At 66.1% G+C, this 14,833-nt stretch carries 9 protein-coding genes; 4 read left to right on the forward strand and 5 right to left on the reverse strand.

Going from position 1 to position 14,833, the window contains the following annotated elements:
- Window positions 1–51: 51 nt before the first annotated feature.
- Window positions 52–411 (forward strand): response regulator, encoded by a 360-nt coding sequence (locus tag ACZ1JS_RS12970; RefSeq protein ID WP_465166413.1) that lies wholly within the window; start codon window positions 52–54, stop codon window positions 409–411.
- Between the two features lie 403 nt (window positions 412–814).
- On the opposite strand, the gene ACZ1JS_RS12975 is transcribed toward ACZ1JS_RS12970, so the two are convergent.
- The 5 genes from ACZ1JS_RS12975 to ACZ1JS_RS12995 form a co-directional block, all read right to left on the reverse strand.
- Window positions 815–4,057, reverse strand: coding sequence for a DEAD/DEAH box helicase (locus ACZ1JS_RS12975; protein WP_465166414.1), 3,243 nt, complete (start codon window positions 4,055–4,057; stop codon window positions 815–817).
- Entirely contained in the window at window positions 4,039–5,799 is a 1,761-nt protein-coding gene (locus ACZ1JS_RS12980; protein WP_465166415.1) for an EH signature domain-containing protein, read from the reverse strand. The genes ACZ1JS_RS12975 and ACZ1JS_RS12980 overlap by 19 nt, the downstream gene beginning before the upstream one ends.
- Window positions 5,787–6,422: an OmpA family protein gene (locus ACZ1JS_RS12985; RefSeq protein ID WP_465166416.1), complete on the reverse strand. Its 636-nt coding sequence runs from the start codon at window positions 6,420–6,422 to the stop codon at window positions 5,787–5,789. Before ACZ1JS_RS12985 ends, ACZ1JS_RS12980 begins: the two co-directional genes overlap by 13 nt.
- 86 nt (window positions 6,423–6,508) lie before the next feature.
- Complete coding sequence (zorA, locus tag ACZ1JS_RS12990; protein ID WP_465166417.1) at window positions 6,509–8,482, reverse strand: anti-phage ZorAB system protein ZorA; 1,974 nt, start codon at window positions 8,480–8,482, stop codon at window positions 6,509–6,511.
- Between the two features lie 144 nt (window positions 8,483–8,626).
- A complete protein-coding gene (locus ACZ1JS_RS12995; RefSeq protein ID WP_465166418.1) occupies window positions 8,627–8,809 on the reverse strand; it encodes a hypothetical protein in 183 nt (60 codons plus the stop codon).
- Between the two features lie 369 nt (window positions 8,810–9,178).
- Here ACZ1JS_RS12995 and ACZ1JS_RS13000 point away from each other — a divergent pair, with 369 nt between their 5' ends.
- From ACZ1JS_RS13000 to ACZ1JS_RS13010, 3 genes are read left to right on the forward strand one after another with little or no spacing between them, the layout of a single operon-like run.
- Window positions 9,179–11,251 (forward strand): tellurite resistance TerB family protein, encoded by a 2,073-nt coding sequence (locus tag ACZ1JS_RS13000; protein ID WP_465166419.1) that lies wholly within the window; start codon window positions 9,179–9,181, stop codon window positions 11,249–11,251.
- Window positions 11,248–12,531, forward strand: a complete 1,284-nt coding sequence (locus ACZ1JS_RS13005; RefSeq protein ID WP_465166420.1) for an ATP-binding protein — start codon at window positions 11,248–11,250, stop codon at window positions 12,529–12,531. Before ACZ1JS_RS13000 ends, ACZ1JS_RS13005 begins: the two co-directional genes overlap by 4 nt.
- Window positions 12,512–14,728, forward strand: a complete 2,217-nt coding sequence (locus ACZ1JS_RS13010; protein ID WP_465166421.1) for a DEAD/DEAH box helicase — start codon at window positions 12,512–12,514, stop codon at window positions 14,726–14,728. Before ACZ1JS_RS13005 ends, ACZ1JS_RS13010 begins: the two co-directional genes overlap by 20 nt.
- The last annotated feature ends 105 nt before the right edge of the window (window positions 14,729–14,833 follow it).

Genomic DNA, 14,833 nt, shown 5'->3' on the forward strand with positions numbered 1-14,833 from the left:
AGCCACGAAGTCATGGGACAATCTCAACCCCTCAAGCGATGGCCGGTGCTGGTGGTCGAGGACGAACCGATCTTGCGCCTCGATGCGATCAGCATGGTCGAGAAAGCCGGTTTCGAGGCAGTTGAAGCGCTGAGCAGCGCCGACGCCATCCAGCTCCTCGAAGAACGTCTGGACATTCGCCTCGTCTACATGGACCTCGACATGCCGCGCAGCCGCAAGGGCATCGAGATCGCAGCGGCAATTCGCAAGCGCTGGCCGCCGATCGAGATCATCCTGACCGCCGCCTACTTCACCCGCGATAGCGTCGAGCTTCCCAAACGCGCCGAGTTCTACTCGAAGCCTATCGACCACGCGGAGGTGATCGCCGCTATGCAGCGGCTGATCGCCAGCGGGGAAACTCGCCCGGCCTGATCTCAAGATTGTCTTTCTGTGCCGTTCCCGATTGGGAAGGTCGAACGGGACAAAACGAGCGGAGCGGCCCTTCCTATGCCTATAGGGGGCAGTTTTCCCGAAATCTGTTCCCATTTGCTCTTTCCCGAAAATGTCCCGGAGAGACGGAAAAATGGGACTGCCAAATGGTGTGCCGCAGCAGCCAGTGTCGCGGCGGGGGAGCGTGCAACGAATGACTTTTGATCGGGCGATGCTGCCCCTCGGTCGAGAACCGATGACTGGCCGTTCTTGGCGATAGCGGTCGTACCCGTGACCTGACCGGAACGGCAAAAAATGTTCGGAAGCTGTCGGCGCCCAACGCGCCAACGAATGACTGATTACCATAGGTGCTTAGTCTGAGGCGGACAGACCGGTTTCGACCAAACTACGACTTGCTGCCGTTTGGCCTCAACTCTCCGAGATCGAACTCGCGCGCTCCGATTTCGCCCGTCCCGTTCAGCATGTCGCCCGCCAGAGCCCGTTTGGCCTCCAGCAGTTCGTCCAGCTTCACATCGAAGGTCTTGAAGTCTGGCGCAGAGACCGTTGGGTAGTAGACGAACACGTCCTTGGTCTGGCCGATGCGGTAGGCGCGATCGGTCGCCTGGTCCTCCTTCGCCGGGTTCCAGGTGCGCGTGAAGTGAATGACGTGGTTGGCGGCCTGCATGTTCACGCCGAAGCCCACCGCCACAGGAGATAGGATGATCACGCCGAAGCCGGGCCGTTCCTGGAACGCGCGAATGCGGCCCTGCCTTCCATCGGTGGCGCCCGCAACCGCGGACGTATCACCGTTGATCACGTCGACAGGTATGCCGAAGATCGTCCGCACGTAGTGCCGCAGCAGCCGCTGGATGTCCTTGAACTCGCAGAAGACGATCGCCTTCTCGTTCCTCCGCCGCACCTCCTCAAGGGTCGCGACAAGCCAGTCGAGCTTGGGCGAACAGGTCCTGTATTCCTCGAAGGAGGAGTAGGAAGTGGTTGCGCCGACCGGCTCGGAGCAGAGCAACCTCAGCCGGTGGAGGAGCGCGAGGTGGGCAGCAGGCCGCTGCTCCTTCCTGAAGGCGTCGATGGCGCCCACGTACAGGCCGCGTTGGAATGGGCTCATCACCAGCCTTCGGCTCGGCTCGTCCACGACCTTCCGCTTGAGGTCCGCCGCCACCTCCGACTTCATGCGGCGCAGCAGCTGAGGTGCTATAACGGCGCGCAGTTCCTCGACCTTGGCCATGTCGTCGGCGCCATCGGCCTCGATCGGCCGCCGGTATGTCGTGCCGAACTCGTTGAGGGCCCCTAGAAGACCGGGCTGCACGAAATCAAACAGGCACCAGAGATCGACGAGGCTGTTCTCGACCGGCGTGCCCGTGCAGGCGATGCGGAACGCCGCCTGCTGCTTCTTCGCGGCGCGCGTCATCGCGGCATTCGGATTCTTGATCTTCTGCGCCTCGTCGCAGACCATCACCGACCACTTCTCGCGGGCGAACGAGAACTCGAGGTCGCGCAGCGTCTCGTAGGTCGTCAGCACCAGGTCCGCGTCGCCGCGCCAATCCGGTTTGAGGAAACGGACCAGTCCCTCTCGTCGAAGCTGCTCATCCACGGAAAGTTTGTCGACGCGCAGCCCGGCGAGATCATCGCCATACGCCGTCAGGATCCGCAATGCGCCGTCCTCAAGGAATTTACCCGCCTCCTCGCGCCAGTTCTCGAGGAGGGAGAGCGGCGCGACGACCAACGCCGGCGCGGTGCACGGATCCTCCTCCCGCGCTCGCGCGATCAGGCTGAGGATCTGCAACGTCTTGCCGAGGCCCATGTCGTCGGCAAGCAGCGCCCCGCGGCACCGGTCCGGTGCAAGCGATAGAAGATGCTGCATCCATGCGAGGCCGGCGAGCTGATGCTCCTTCAACTCGACGCCAGCGCGCAGTTTCCCTGGGATGCGCGCCGCCCCTCTGGGCTCATTGAGGGCTGTAAGCCGCTCCTCCCTATAGTCCACCTGTCCGATGTTGCCCTTCAGGATGAGCGTCGGCTTCGGACCTCTTCGCGTCCGCGTCACCGGTTCCAGTCCGCCGCTCGCGGCAGCGACCTCGGCCCGACGGAAGGTCGCCACGATTGCCTGCGCCTCCTGGAGCGGGATCGGCTTGGGACAGCCCGCCAGCGGGACGGCGTCGGAGCCGTCCCGCATGGCCCCGTCGACCCCGTTCCTCAGTTCCGCCGCGAGGTCGTCCGTCAGCGGCAGGAAGGCCGCCTCCCCGGTCTCCGGATCGCTCCAGCCGACGACCGGGACGAGATTCTCCGGGAACCAGCCCTCGTCGTCCTTCCTGCGGGCGATATGGGGCGAGTAGATGGCATCCTCGCGACCGATGCCTACTACGCGGTCGGAGTAGCCGGTAAGGTCGTAGATCTCCCCGTGCGTGATCAGACCGGGATGTAGATGCTCCAGTGCCGACATCAGCGCATCGCAATGGAGGGCGCTGTCGCCATCGAGCTCGAACTCGTAGCCGTCCCACGAGCAGAGTTGCAGGCCACGCTCGAGATTGGCGCGTACGACCGCCACGAACTCGCGGACGTCGTCGTCCTCGAGCCAGACCTCCTCGGTAGCGACTTCCCCGCCGCTTCCGGTCGTCACGAGCAGCCCGAGGCCCGCAGTCCCGCGCAGTCCGGGCGTTATCGCGGCGAACCGGTCGAAGACGATCCCTGCCTCCTCGCGTGCGGCCTCGAACTGCGCGGAGTCGACAACTTCCGCTGCATCCGGGCCAAGCGCTGCGACTGGGTTGAGGAGGAACGCCTCAGCACGCGCGCCGGTCACCCTTCGGCCCGGCATTCGCTTGATCTCGTGCAGCACGGTCGCGACTTGGGGTGAGACGATCACCTGAACGATCCCGTCCGTGGTAGGCAGGTCATACCGGTCTCGGAGCTGTGCCGCCCGATCGAATGCCGTCAGCCAGTCGGCCGGCGCGCCTTCAAACCACGGTTCAACCTCGACCAGTCCGAGATCGGTCGAGCGCCGGAGCGCCATCTGCAGCCGTTCCGGCGTGAGGACCACTGTCCTGAGAAGGAAGTCGTCGAGGGAGGCGCCCGCCGCCACGGCATCGGATCGGATTGACCCCCATGCCCGCCGCTGGGCGGTCTCGCCCCTTTCCTCCTCCGACCGTCTCGCGAAGGCGCGGACCTTTTCGACCAGACGCCACACAGTTGGCTCAAGGAGGTTGGGACGTCCGTCCACTTCGAGGGCGCCTCCGCGGAGAGCGGCGCTTGGCAGCGCTCGCCGATCGGCGTCAAGCCAACCGTCCATCGCGACGGCGAAGGTGGGATCCGTCAGCGAACCGCGGCTCACCAGTCTCGGAGTGGCTTGGATGATCGGCGGCAGGCCGATGATAGAAAGTTCGGACCGTGCCTCTTCGTCGTCGAGCAGAAGATAGAGTTGACGCCAGGGAAGGCGGTGGCCCGCGTCCATCGGTTCGGCGAGCCCCTCCTCGGCGAGTTGCTCCGTGAGCGCCGCGATGGCCGTTCCTCGATCTCCGCTCGAAACCGTGCCGACCACGACTCCGAACTCATCGATCGTGGTTCGTGGCTCGTCGTCGGCGTGGATGGGCGCGACCGGCACCTTGCTGCGTCGTCCCCAGATCACGGCTTCAGCCACCATGCGGCCTTGCGCTCCGCCCATGCGAAGCCCCTGCGCGACAGTTCGGCGGCCATGGGACCATGTCGGGGGACGTACGCCCACAGGGCTCCACCGCGATCCCTCAGGTCGATCGACCTTATGGATCGCTCCTTGAGGAATTCAGCCGGATCGCCATCGGGCAGTCGCGGAAAAACAGAGGGCGACGGCCCGGCCACGGCGGGGGCTGTCGCGGTGCCCCTCTGCCACGAAGGGAGCGCCTCATCGGTCGCGGGTCGCGATCCCGGCGTGGCCCTTGCGTCGGCTGTCGGAACCGGGTTCGTCGGCCTCCGATACTGCGATCCCGATGCGGCAGAGGATGCCGGCCCGCCGGCGCCGAGCCTCGCCATCTCCCTCTCGATCTTGCGCTCCCAGCGTTCCCCGAGGCTGTCCACGTGGATGACCCTGGCGACGTGGGAGGGATGCTTCAGTGCGGTCTTGTTCCCGGAGACGGAGCGCCAGGAGAGATCGAACGGGAGGGCGTCTCCGTCGAACGCGAACATCGCGTTCCCCTTCTCCCCGAATTCGACGAACACGTGTCGACCCATGCGCATGATGAAGGCGTTGTTCCGGGCTCCCCCGCCGTTGTCGAGCTTCAGGAGCCTTCCCTTCATGTCCCGATGAAGTGCGCGGAAGTCCGGCCTCGGGTCCGAGTAGGCCGCATCGCCGAGCGCGAACCACATGTCGCCGATGTTGTCGACTTGCCCCTTCCAGAACGCGATGCGGCGTTGGTCGTTGGCCTTGTCCTCAGACAGCAGGCCGAAGAAGGTCTCTATGAAGCGCAGCTTGAGCCACGATGAGACCATCTGGCGGGTACCATCGCCGACCTGCGTCCACTTCTTGTCGTTCCATCCGAGCCAGGGATTGCCCCAGCGGGACACCGATGCGTCGCGCAGGTCCGGTTCGACTTGGCAGGGGACGACTTCCGCGTAGCGATCGAGCACCCGGGCGAGTGCCGCATCCGCGAGCAGGGGATGTGCGTCGATCAGTTCGAGCACGCGAGGGAGTGCCAGCCGCAGCCGCCTGTCGTCGAACGCCACGACGGCGGAAATCTGCGCTTCGAAGATTCTCCGACCGAACCACGAGGAATCGCCGGCCGACAGCTCGCGTCGAAGCGGCTCCAACGGATCGTCGGAGGCCTCGACGAGCGAAGCCCCGTATCGCCCGCAGGGATCCTCGGTGAGGATGTTGGCGTGCTCGTCCATCACCGCCAGCCAGTCCGGCGGCTGGCCGGCTCGCTCGAGGCCACGAAGATTGTCGTTGAGGTATTCGCGCAGGAGCCCCCAGTTACGGCGGCCAGCTCCCGCTGCCGACGCACCGTCGGGGTCGTACCGCAGGTAGCCGTCGAGCAGTCCTCGCCAGCAGCGGCGGTAGGGTCGCGGCGAAGTCCTGAAGACGTCGACCTCATTCAGGAGAGGCGCGAAGCGTTCGCCGTCCTCGATCAACGCGGGCTGGGAGGGAAGCGCGATCGTGGTGCCCCAGCAGACGAGCCGCGCGGCGCGCGCGTCGGGAAGCCGGCCCGTATCCCGGAACGACGCGACGGCTGCGCGGATCCTGTCCGGGGCGCCGCCCGCTGACGAGCCCGAGCCCCCCACGAGTGCGCGAAGATCCCTCACTTGGGCCCTGATCTCAGACAGGTCGGGTTCCGCCATCCCGTCGAGGATGGATGCCGCCGCAATCGCGATGCGATCCCGCAATGCCGAGGCGCGCGGACTCAGAGGGCGCATGCGCCGAATTCTCCTTTGAAGGCCGGCACGGAGGACCGGGAGGGTTCGTCGACCCCGAAGAATTCGAGTCGCAGCTCGATGCGTCGTGAAGCGTCGAGAGAGTCCTTTGCCGAATTGGACGAGTAACCGCCGACTAGGAACAGGCGACGGATTTCCTCCAGCTCGTTCCTTCCCATCGCCATCTCGCCGGACGTGGGCGGCGCCATCAGAGCGCACAGCACGCGTTGGCTCCGCTGGAGGCTGAGGTTCAGATTGTAGAGATAGCTGCCGCGGCGGTCGGTGAACCCTTCGACCACGATGCGCTTCAGCCAGCGTCGTCCTCCTTTGTCGCGCGCGATCGAGAGGATCTGCGGCACGAAGGCGCGCAGCAGGCGCTCCTGATCAGGATTGAGCGTGAAGCTGGACGTGTCGAAGCGGGCGCGATCACCGAAGTCGATCACCGCCCGGTTGCGGTCGACGTGGATGCCCTTCTCGCGACGGGCCGCCTGCTCGATACGGTCGAGAAGGCGCTCAATCGCCGTTTGCCTCTCGGTCTCTAGGCGCTCGCGCTCGCTGATCGTCCTCGTCACCGCCAAGAGGGCGACGCTCATGACGAGTAGGAACAGCACCATGAGGGCGCTCATCAGGTCCGCGAAGGAGATCCAGAACGGCTTCTCACCTTCTTCCCGCGCCCTCACAGGCGTCCAAGTGCGCTGACCGAACATTTAGGTCAGGCCGCCTGCCGAGGGGTGGGAACGACCGCGTTCTCCAGTTCCTGGATCGCGTCCTTGAGCAGCCCGGTCGCCGAGGTCAGCTCCTTGTGGAACTGGCGGTTCGCCTCGTTCACGGTGCCCTTCATGCCTTCGGCGAACTTGAGGTGCGACTGCTCTATCACGTCAACGACCTCGTCGAGGAACCCGTCGGCTTCCGCCTGCGCGGCGGCCAGCTTCTGCGCCGCGCCCTCGATGCGGCCGAGCACGTCGGCCGTGATCGAGGCTTCCTTCGACGCCGTCTCGACGATCCCGCTGAGACTCCCGACCATGGCCGCGACGGAGTCGCGCGCCGCGCGGTGGTCCGCCACGACACCGTCCAGGCCGCGCGCCGCACCGGCGACGCTGCCCGCCGCATCGGCGAGTCCGCTCGTCACCGCGGCCACGCGATCGAAGCTGCCGGCCGCCTCCCTTCCGGAGGCCTCGAACCGGCTCGCCGCGGCGAGAAGCGTGTCGGCACCCCCGTTCAATCTCGCGAACGCATCCCGGGTCGTCCGTTCGACGCCCTCGGCCATCTCCTTCGAGGCTTCAAGCAGCTGCGCGACGGCCGTCGAGAGTTCGTCGACGGAGCCGCGCATGCGTCCCACCTCACCGACGGTCTGCTCCACACGGCGGCTGTCCTCCTCGGACGCCTGCCGGCTTCGCTCCGCCGCCTGTCGCTCCACCGCGGCGACGGCCTCGGACATGCGCTGCCCCATCTCGGCCAGCATTCCCTGAAGGCGATCCTGCGTCTCGGCCTGCATCGCGCCCGTGGTCGACCGGATCTCGCCCAGGACGGACCTGAGCTCATCCGTCGTCGCGGCCTGCCGAGCTTCGATGGCCCTCACGCTCTGCTCGAGCCTGGTCGCCATCGCGTCCGTGGTCCTCGCACCGGCGGCTTCCACGTTCGCGGTCAGTTCCTGAAGCTTCGCGACTGCGGTCTGCATCGCGTCGACCGTACGCTGCTGCATGTCGCCGATACCGGAGAGTTGGCTACCGAACATTTTCTCCAGCCGCTCGCTGAAGCTCGCCAGCACGTCCGTCAGCAGCCGCGTCACCGCCGACGACTGGTCCTGGCTGACTTGGCCGACGGCGCCGGCGATCTGGTCGAGTGGCGTCTTGAGGGCCTCGGTCAGGGCGCCAGCGATCGACGCGCCAAGCTCGCCTGATCGCCTGTTCGTGGCCTCGATCTGACGTTCGGCGAGGTCGGTCAGGATCTCCTTGAGATCGGAGACGAGCGCGTCCTTGAGAATGCGGGTCTGGCTCGCGGACTCCTCCGACGAGATTACCAGGCGCGCAAGGTATTCCTCGCCCGCCCCGGCGACGTAGGCCTCGTCGACGGTGTGCGTCAGCCGTGCGAGCTTGCCGTAGAGCCTGTTGAGGAGAAACTTCTCCACCACCGTCGCGAGCATTGCCAGGAGGATCGCCGAGGCCGAGACGAAGAAGGCCTCGCTGACGCCGTGCAGGAGGGACGTCAGGCTGTTCCGGACGACGCCGGAATCCTCGGAGATCTGGAACGTCCTAAGGCCGCTAAGCAGTCCGGAGAACGTCCCGATGATGCCGATGCCGGTGAAGATGCCTGGCAGGTGCTTGAAGAACTCTGTGTGGACCCGGGCGTCGACGACGGCGTGAGGGGAAAGATACGCCTCGGCCGGCACCGTCGATCGTACCGCCTTTTCCTTCATCTCGCCGGTCGCGGGGTCCAGTTCCTTCTGGACGTGGAGCGTCTCCTTGAACTCCTTCCAGATGGAAAGGATCTTTGGATCTTCGCTGAAGCAGCTGGTGAGGTCCGTGCGACCGTGGGCCCTTTCGGCGTCGAGTCGGGCGTTGATCGCATCGAGCATTCGATCGAGTTTGATCGCCGGCAGAAGGAACCCGCGAACGAAGGCGATCGCGAATCCCAGCAGGAAAAGCCCGACGATCAGCGGAACGACTGGAACTTCTGTGACGCTCATCTTTACGAAATCCCCCTAGGTCGCTCTCGCATAAGCGATTGCGAATCCACCGGCAGTCGCCAGCCCCCGACGTCATCCTGCCGCAAGCCAGATCAGAGCGCCATGCCCGACGTCGTGCCGGATCGGGGCGCGCGGCACGTTCATTCACCGATCCCACTGGAATTCCGCGTAGATACAAGGCAGCATCACCGCAGGGGAGAAGCGGGCATGGCTTCGGGTTGGCTCGCGCGGGTCGCGCGACGATTTGGTGAGATGTTGGGATCCGAGCGCCGGGGGCGAGATGCTTTCTGGCAGGACGAAGCTGTCCGCCAGGATCCGCTCGCTCACGCCTCCGTTTCATCCGATGAAGAACCGTCTTCCCTTGACCTTCCGCCGCGCCTGCATGACAAACTCGGACGGGAGCGCGCCCCGGTCGCTGCCGGAAAGGCGCGCGACGTCGCCGCGGCGTCGCCGGGAGGTCCGGACAAGCTGCCACCCGGCATCCGCTTGGACGAAAACGGCCGCTTTGTCACAAGGGGATATTCGTTTTCGACCCTAGATCAGGCGCAGAGTTACCTTGATCGGACGACTGCGAGGGGCGCCGCGTCAGCCCCGTCGCCGCGGAACTGGCGGGAAGTGGAGCGAGAGCGTCCGGCGGCGCCCACGCCCGCCGCTCTCTCGGAACCCGGGCCCGACCGTGTGTCGCGAACGGACGCAATGGTTCTGACGCCCGCTGAGCGGGGACGTTCCTGGATTCGGCGCAGCACCCGACTGAAGGCGGGCGGTCACGAGTTCGAGGTCGACCTCGTGCCCTACGGCGCTCCCCGTGATCAGGACCCGAGGCGTGACCACAGCCGCATCGATCCCTTCCTGACCGTCAATCCGAGAGGCGATCCGGCCGGCGATACCCTGTCGTATTGGCCGTCCTACTCAGGCCTCGATCCCCGCGCCCGCTGGACCTATCTCGACTGGATCTCCCGCGGAAGGTCGGATCCCGCCATCCCAATCGGCTACGTCTTCCTCTTCTTCTACGGCCTCGAGCAGCGGCTCCTAGTCGACGACGAGCGGAACGAGGCGGTTGAGATCTTCGCGGAAGTGAGGCGTCTCCTAAACATCTACGGCGAGAACCACTCGTTCCAGAGCTACGCAGCGAGGTTCCTGGCGCTCGCAGCGATCTACGAGGATCGGGACGAAGGCCCACCGACCGTGGCGTGCGCCCACTCCTGGGACCTCGAACTGCCGCTCGACGTCCGCATACGGCTTGGGGAACGTCTCCGGGACGGCAAGCCCTTCGACGCCGACGACACGCTGAGGTGGGTGCTGGCGCTTCCCGACGTGCACCTCCGCACGCCAGGGCAGCGCTGCTTCGAGGAGTTCAGGACCCTCTGGTGGCATCGGTTCGCCGAACGCCATCCCGACGGGCTGAAGGTGCGGACTCCTAAGTCCGTCGTGCGGCAGGAGTACAGGGCCGCGAGCGGGACCTTCAGCGTGAAGCTCGCGATCGATGGCCTGCCGGACATTTCGAGCACGTCTGCGCCGCTAGGACCGCTGCGCGCAATGCTCGACGGCTGCATGGAAGACCTCTCGCCCTACAGCCGGTTGCTTGGACGTGACCCGGAGGTGAAGGGCCGCTTGCGCGGCGACCTCCTCCTACCTGCCGCCATTCGCGCCGACCGCGCCTCTCTCAGCGCTTGCCGGAACGCGCTCCATGGACTCGCCGGAGCTGGGTCCTGCCCGACCGCGAAGGAAGTAGCCCAAGCGCTCGACCTCGATACCGAGGAGGGCGACGGGAAACTTGGCGCGCAGTTCGTCCGACAGCTCTGTGCCGCTCTCGATGCGCTGGACTACGGGTTCGAACCGGACCGGCGGTATGGGGCCGCGGCCACTCTGCGCGGCAGCTCGCGCATGGCCGTCTTCCAAGGCATTGGCGGTTGCGGCGTGGAACATGACCGGGCGGCGTACACCGAGGCCAGGGGGACGGTCGAGGTCGCGATCCTAGCTGCGGCCTCCGACGGGGAGGTCGCGCCAAGCGAGGTCGAGGCGTTGGAGCGCCGGCTCCGGGGCATGCAGGACCTGAATGAAGCGGAGGTAGCGAGGCTCATGGCCCACGCCCGAGCGCTCGCTGCGGACCCGCCCAAGATCCGAGCCGCTCTCAAGAAGCTCGGCGAGGTGGCTCCCGTACACCGCTCCGAGCTTGTCAGCGCCGCCATTGAGGCGGTGCTCGCCGACGGCCGCATCGCGCCCGACGAGGTCCGTTTCCTGGAGGCACTCCACACGGCCTTGGGGCTGCCGGTCGCAGGGCTCTACTCGGCCCTTCACAGGGCTGCGGAGGACGAGGGGCCCGTCTTGGTGGTCGACTCCGTCCCGGAGCGGACGGTGCCGCTTCCTCCCGATCGAGACGGTGCCGCCGTCCCCATCGACACCGCGCGGCTTGAACGCGTGCGCCACGAGACCAGCCGTGTGTCCGCCCTTCTCGCCACGATCTTCACCGAGGAGGAAGCCGAGGCGCCGGTACCCGTCGCTGCTCCGCATGTGTCAGTGGCCACCGCGTTCGAGGGGCTCGACGGACCACACTCCGCGCTCCTCGAGCGCCTTGTCGTCGGGCCGCTCTCCCGGAGCGCGTTCGAGGCCCTCGCCTCCGAACTTCGCCTCATGCCCGAGGGGGCGCTCGAGATTATCAACGAATGGGGCTTCGACCGCTTCGGGAGCCCCGTGGTCGAGGAGGACGGCGACGTGTCCGTCCTGCCCGACATGGTCGAGGAACTGCAGCCTATGGGAGTCGCCGCTTGAACGCCATCCGTCGCAAGGACCGTGATTTGATCGTGCAGGCGCTTTCGGCCGGCGTCGTGCCTCGGGTAGGGCTGCGCCACATCCAGGTCGGTCGCTCCCGCGAGGTGGAGGCCCTGGTCCGCGACATCGATCGGATCGCCGACGCCGGCTCCGCGGTCCGTTTCGTCATCGGGGAATACGGGGCGGGAAAGACCTTCTTCCTGAACCTCGTCCGCCTGATCGCACTCGAACGCAAGCTCGTCACGATTCACGCGGACCTTGCCCCTGACCGCCGAATGCACGCCACGGCGGGACAGGCACGCGGCCTCTACGCGGAGGCTGTGCGCAACATGGCTACTAGGACAAAGCCGGAGGGTGGCGCGCTGTCGAGCCTCGTCGAGCGGTTCGTCACCGATTGCGTGCGCGGGGCGGAGCATGCGGGTATCCCGGTCGAGCAGACGATCGACCGTCGGCTCGCCCCACTCCTCGACATGATAGGGGGCCACGACTTCGCTACGGTGCTAAAGGCGTATTGGCGGGCGCACGAGGACGGCGACGACGCGCTGAAGGCCGCCGCCCTGCGGTGGCTCCGCGCCGAGTATCCCACGAAGACGGAGGCTCGGCAGGCGTTGCCGGTGCGGAGCATCATCGACGACTCCGACGTCTACGACAGCCTCAAGCTGCTTTCCGGTTTCGTCAGGATCGCCGGCTACGCCGGACTGCTCGTCATGTTCGACGAGATGGTGAACCTCTACAAGCTGCAGAGCACCCAAGCACGCAACCAGAACTACGAGCAGATCCTGCGCATCCTGAACGACACGCTGCAGGGCAACGTCGAGGGCTTGGGCTTCGTGTTCGGCGGTACGCCGGACTTTCTGCTCGACAGCCGCCGCGGACTCTACAGCTATCAGGCCCTGCAGTCCCGCCTGGCGGAGAACAGCTTCGCCACCGACGGCCGCATCGACATGACCGGTCCCGTCCTCCGCCTTCAGAGCCTCTCGCCCGAGGATCTCCTCGTGCTCCTGTCCAACATACGTTCGGTGTTCGCACTCGGCGACGCGTCGAACGTGCTTGTCCCCGACGCGGCGCTCACCGGCTTCATGGAGCATTGCAACAGGCGGATCGGCGAGGCCTACTTCCGTACACCGCGGAACACGATCAAGGCGTTCGTGCAGTTCCTCTCCGTCCTTGAGCAGAACCCCGGCACCGATTGGCGCGAACTGCTAGGCGGCGTCGCGCCGGAACCCGAGGATACGGACGATTTGGAGATGGACGACGAACTTGTCGACCTCCGCATCTGAGTCATCGACCTACGATCGGCTGCATCCCGAGGTCCTGCGCTGGATCCGTGATCAGGGCTGGTCGGGTCTTCGGGAAATCCAGGACAAGGCGGCGCGGACGATCCTGGGATCGAAGGACGACGTCATCATCATGGCGGGCACCGCGTCGGGCAAGACCGAGGCGGCGTTCCTGCCGCTCCTCACCCTCGCTGCCACCGCCCGGACGAAGGGCCTGAGGCTCCTCTACGTCAGTCCGTTGAAGGCGCTGATCAACGACCAGCACAGGCGGCTCGAGGACCTGTGCGAACGTCTGGGGCTGCCGCTCACCCGTTGGCACGGCGACGCTCCGCAGGGCCCAAAGACGAGACTCCTGCGGGAACCGGCCGGCGTGGCTCTGATTACCCCGGAGTCGATCGAGGCACTGCTGCTGCGCCGGCCAAGCCAGGCGGCCGACCTCTTCCGCGGCGTACTCGCCGTCGTCGTCGACGAGTTGCACGCCTTCCTACAGGGTCCACGCGGCCTGCATCTCGCCTCGTTGCTGCGGCGGGTCGACCGGCTGGCGGAGAGTCGCCCGCGGAGGATCGGGCTGTCCGCCACGCTCGGCGATGCGGAACTGGCACGGTCCTGGGTGAACAAGGTATCGCCCGAGCGCGTCGCCGTGCTGCGCGCCCCCGCAGGCGGACCGGGTGTTCGGCTCCAGGTACGCGGTTACGAGGAGCCACCCGACTCCGACGGGATCGACGAGATCGCAGAGGACGGCGCCGAGGACGCGTTGAGCCGCATCGCCGACCATCTGTTCGCCAATTTGCGGGGCTCGAACAATCTCGTTTTCGGCGGGTCCCGCCGAACGGTGGAGGCGCTTGCCGACCGACTTCGCCAGCGCTGCGAGCGCGCGCGTGTGCCTGAGGAGTTCTTCCCTCACCACGGGAGCCTTTCCAAGGAACTCCGGGAGACGCTCGAGACGCGGCTGAAGGAAGGCGCCCTGCCGACCACCGCTGTCGCGACCACGACGCTGGAACTCGGCATCGATCTCGGCAGCGTGACGTCGATCGCCCAGATCGGCGCACCCCGATCGATGGCGGGCCTCAAGCAGCGGCTCGGCCGAAGCGGTAGGCGCGGAAAACCCGCCGTGCTGCGCATATATGTCAGGGAGAAGCATCTCGCGGCCGATGCCGATCAACTCGATCGTCTCCGCCTCGACACCGCCCGCGCCGTCGCCTGCGTGCGCCTGCTACAGGAAAACTGGGTCGAGTCCGCACGCTCGGATCCGTCTCTAGCGACGGTTGTGCTGCACCAGACGCTCTCGCTGATCGCCTCAGGTGGAGCGATTAAACCGGGTCCGGCCCATAAGGCGCTGGCGGGGTCGGACAGCTTCATCCATATGGCTCCTGGCGACTACGCCGACCTTCTCCGCGGTGCGGCGCGTCCGGGCGTCGACCTGCTGGAGCAGTCTTCGCAGGGACTTCTGATGCTGGGAGAGGTGGGCGAGCGCTTGGTAGGCGGCCGCGACTTCTACGCGGTCTTCTCGACGGATCAGGAATGGAGGCTGGTCGCCGGCGGACGGACCATCGGCACGGTACCCGTCGTGAACTTGCTCGGGATCGGGTCCCTGGTGGGCTTCGCCGGGCGCCGGTGGCGGGTGGAGGCCGTTGACGATCGCGCCAAGGTGCTCGAGGTCGTCCAGCATCGCGCGGGCAAGCTGCCGCGCTTCAACCGGCCGGCAAGCGAGGCGCTCGACGACAAACTGGTCGCCACGATCTTGGCGGTCCTGAACGATGACGAACGGCCTTCCTACCTGGATTCGGCGGCGCTGGAGTTTCTCGACCAGGGGCGAGCGGCATACCGCGAACTTGGGCTGGACCACAGGACGCTCGTCCAGGCCGGCTCCGACACGCACCTGATCACTTGGGCAGGTACCGCCGTCAACGGCCTACTGGCGATACTGCTGACGGCGGCGGGGCTCGAAGCCGAAGTACATGACATCGGCGTCACTGCCCTGAATACTTCACCTCCGGAGCTGATGGCCGTTCTTGCAGGGCTGGAGAAATGTCCTCCGCTCGACGATCTCGCCGCCTTTGTAGAGGGACTACGCACAGCCAAGTTAGATGACTTCGTTGACGAAGATCTGCTCCGGCGTCTGTGGGCTGTCCGAAACGCAAGGCATCGTGACCGCGTCACGGCCATACTTCAGCAGATGGCAGAGGCCTCGCGAGGCTGAGCGCACGTCCACCCATCGAAATCGAAATTTGAAAACGGACGGGCCACTGCCTACCAACCATAGTCACTTCTGCTCAGCTAGTCACGAAACATCCTAACCACTTCC

This window comes from Sphingomonas sp. BL-S-05 (assembly GCF_055521695.1).

Bases quoted from the DNA above. Each gene is read 5' to 3' on its own strand.
- ACZ1JS_RS12975 (WP_465166414.1), bottom strand. From the start codon at position 4,057: ATGGTGGCTGAAGCCGTGATCTGGGGACGACGCAGCAAGGTGCCGGTC.
- ACZ1JS_RS12980 (WP_465166415.1), bottom strand. From the start codon at position 5,799: ATGCGCCCTCTGAGTCCGCGCGCCTCGGCATTGCGGGATCGCATCGCG.
- ACZ1JS_RS12985 (WP_465166416.1), bottom strand. From the start codon at position 6,422: ATGAGCGCCCTCATGGTGCTGTTCCTACTCGTCATGAGCGTCGCCCTC.
- zorA (WP_465166417.1), bottom strand. From the start codon at position 8,482: ATGAGCGTCACAGAAGTTCCAGTCGTTCCGCTGATCGTCGGGCTTTTC.
- ACZ1JS_RS13000 (WP_465166419.1), top strand. From the start codon at position 9,179: ATGGTTCTGACGCCCGCTGAGCGGGGACGTTCCTGGATTCGGCGCAGC.